This is a genomic window from Janthinobacterium kumbetense (genome assembly GCF_023703445.1).
Lineage (GTDB): Bacteria > Pseudomonadota > Gammaproteobacteria > Burkholderiales > Burkholderiaceae_D > Janthinobacterium > Janthinobacterium kumbetense.
In genome coordinates, this window is sequence record NZ_JAMQGR010000028.1 from 1 (window position 1) to 2,815 (window position 2,815).

Below are 2,815 nucleotides of genomic sequence, written 5' to 3' on the forward strand. Positions count from 1 at the left end.
AAGGGCTATGTCATCAAGGAATATTTCGCGAATTATTTCCTGCACACGTCGGACGTGACGTTCGATATGCAGAATAATCAGATGGAAGTGCATGCGCGCAATGCCGAGCCGTGGAAAGTGACGCTGGTCGACACGGGCGACGAGACCATGACCGGTGGGCGTCTGAAGCGTGTCCAGCCCTACTTGGAAGGCGAAGAGGCATTCTGTTTCACCTACGGCGATGGCGTGAGCGATGTCAACATTACTGAATCGATCGCCTTCCACAAGGCGCACGGCAAGCTCGCCACCCTGACCGCGACCCAGCCGCCCGGCCGCTTTGGCGCGCTGAATCTGGATGGCAACAAGATCAACAGTTTCCAGGAAAAACCGCAAGGCGATGGCGCCTGGATCAACGGCGGCTATTTCGTGCTGTCGCCGCAAGTCATCGACTATATCGCCGAAGACAGCACCGTGTGGGAAAAGGCGCCGATGGAGCGCCTGGCGCGGGAAGGCGAAATGCATGCCTTCTTCCATCATGGCTTCTGGCAACCGATGGATACCCTGCGCGACAAGGTACATCTGGAAGAACTGTGGCAATCGGGCAAGGCCCCCTGGAAGGCGGCTTGATGAATCCCGCATTCTGGCAAGGAAAACGTGTTTTCCTCACCGGCCATACCGGCTTCAAGGGTGGCTGGCTGAGCCTGTGGCTGCAGCAGCTTGGCGCCGACGTGATCGGCTATGCGCTGGCGGCACCGACCACCCCCAGCCTGTTTGAGGTCGCCGACGTGGCCAGTGGCATGCAGTCGATCATCGGTGACGTGCGCGATGGCGACGCAGTCAAGCGCGCCATGGCCGCTGCGCGCCCGGACATCGTCATTCACATGGCCGCCCAGCCACTGGTGCGCTACTCATACGCCAATCCGGTGGAAACGTATTCCACCAACGTCATGGGCGTGGTGCATGTGCTCGAAGCCGTGCGCGCCACGCCTGGCGTGCGTGCGGTGGTGAACGTCACCAGCGACAAGTGCTATGAAAACCGCGAATGGCCGTGGGGCTACCGCGAAAACGAGGCCATGGGCGGCTATGATCCCTACAGCAACAGCAAGGGCTGCGCCGAACTGGTGACAGCCGGCTACCGCAGTTCCTTCTTCCATGCCGACAAATACGCCGAACACGGCGTGGCTCTGGGCAGCGGCCGCGCCGGCAACGTCATCGGCGGCGGCGACTGGGCGCTGGATCGCCTGATCCCGGATATGCTGCGCGCGATCGGCACCGGCGAGCCGGTAATGATCCGCAATCCCCATGCAATCCGCCCGTGGCAGCATGTGCTCGAGCCGCTCAGCGGCTATCTGACCCTGGCGGAAAAGCTGTATACGGCAGGCCCCGTGCATGCCGAAGGCTGGAACTTCGGCCCGCACGATACCGACGCCAAGCCCGTCGAATGGATCATCGAGCGCATGACGCAAGAATGGGGCGCGGGTGCCTCCTGGTCGCTCGATGGCCAGGACCATCCGCATGAGGCGACCTACCTGAAGCTCGATTGTTCCAAGGCACGCGGCCAGCTGGGCTGGCATCCGCGCTGGGACATCGGCCAGACCATCGCCAAGATCGTCGAATGGCATAAGGCCTGCGACCAGGGCGCGGACATGCGGGCAATGACGCTGGCGCAAATCGCCACCTATCAAAATACCTGATTAATTACCTAATAAATTGAAGGCTGTATCATGAGCGAACAACTGACCCAACAACAAATCCGCGAGCAGATCGCTGCCCTGGTGGCGCAATACGGCGCACTGGCCAGCGTGCCGAAACCCTTCGAGCCGGGCGTGACGGTGATTCCACCGGCCGGCAAAGTCGTCGGCGCCCCCGAGATGGGCCTGATGGTCGAAGCCTCGCTCGACGCCTGGCTGACCACGGGGCGTTTCAATGACGAATTCGAACAGCGTCTGGCCAAGTTTATCGGCGTCGAATTCCTGATCACGGTGAACTCCGGCTCGTCGGCCAACCTGGTGGCCTTCTCGGCGCTGACGTCGCCGAAACTCGGCGCGCGCGCCATCCAGCCCGGCGACGAAGTCATCGGCGTGGCGGCCGGTTTCCCGACCACCGTCAATCCGATTTTGCAATATGGCGCGGTACCCGTCTTCGTCGACGTGGAACTGGGCACCTACAATATTGACGCCAGCAAAATCGAAGCGGCCATCACGGACAAGACCAAGGCCATCATGCTGGCCCATACCCTGGGCAATCCGTTCAACCTGGAAGTCATCGTCGCGCTGTGCAAAAAGTACAATCTGTGGCTGGTGGAAGATTGCTGCGACGCCCTGGGCGCCACGTACAACGGCCAGATGTGCGGCACCTTCGGCGATATCGGCACCATGAGTTTCTACCCTGCGCACCACATCACGATGGGCGAAGGCGGCGCGGTGTTCACCAACAATCCGGAACTGAAAGCGATTGCCGAATCGTTCCGCGACTGGGGCCGCGACTGCTATTGCGCGCCAGGCAAGGACAACACCTGCGGCCAGCGCTTCTGCTGCAAGCTGGGCACGTTGCCGGACGGCTATGACCACAAGTACACCTACAGCCACCTGGGCTACAACCTGAAGATTACCGACATGCAGGCCGCCTGCGGCCTGGCGCAGATGGACCGCGCGGCCGGTTTCGTGCAGGCGCGCAAGGACAATTTCAACTACATGAAAAATGGCCTGCAGAGCTGTGCGGAGTTCCTGATCCTGCCGGAAGCGACGCCGAACTCGGATCCCTCGTGGTTCGGTTTCCCGATCACCCTGCGTCCGGAAGCGAACGTGGACCGTGTCAGCCTGCTGACTTTCCTGGA

Annotated in this window: 3 protein-coding genes; all 3 read left to right on the top strand. The window is 61.3% G+C overall.

Features of this window, described 5'->3' with window-relative positions; translation table 11 throughout:
* A partial coding sequence (rfbF, locus tag NCG91_RS27765) for a glucose-1-phosphate cytidylyltransferase (RefSeq protein ID WP_251352078.1) occupies positions 1 to 606 on the top strand: 606 nt, incomplete at its 5' end.
* A complete protein-coding gene (gene rfbG / locus NCG91_RS27770) occupies positions 606 to 1,673 on the top strand; it encodes a CDP-glucose 4,6-dehydratase (RefSeq protein WP_251352080.1) in 1,068 nt (355 codons plus the stop codon). The genes rfbF and rfbG, both read left to right, overlap by 1 nt.
* Positions 1,674 to 1,703: 30 nt before the next feature.
* Positions 1,704 to 2,815, top strand: a 1,112-nt coding sequence (gene rfbH, locus NCG91_RS27775) for a lipopolysaccharide biosynthesis protein RfbH (RefSeq protein WP_251352079.1), incomplete at its 3' end; no start/stop codon positions are given.

Excerpts from the sequence above, each read along its gene's own strand:
- rfbG (WP_251352080.1), top strand. The coding sequence starts at position 606 with ATGAATCCCGCATTCTGGCAAGGAAAACGTGTTTTCCTCACCGGCCAT.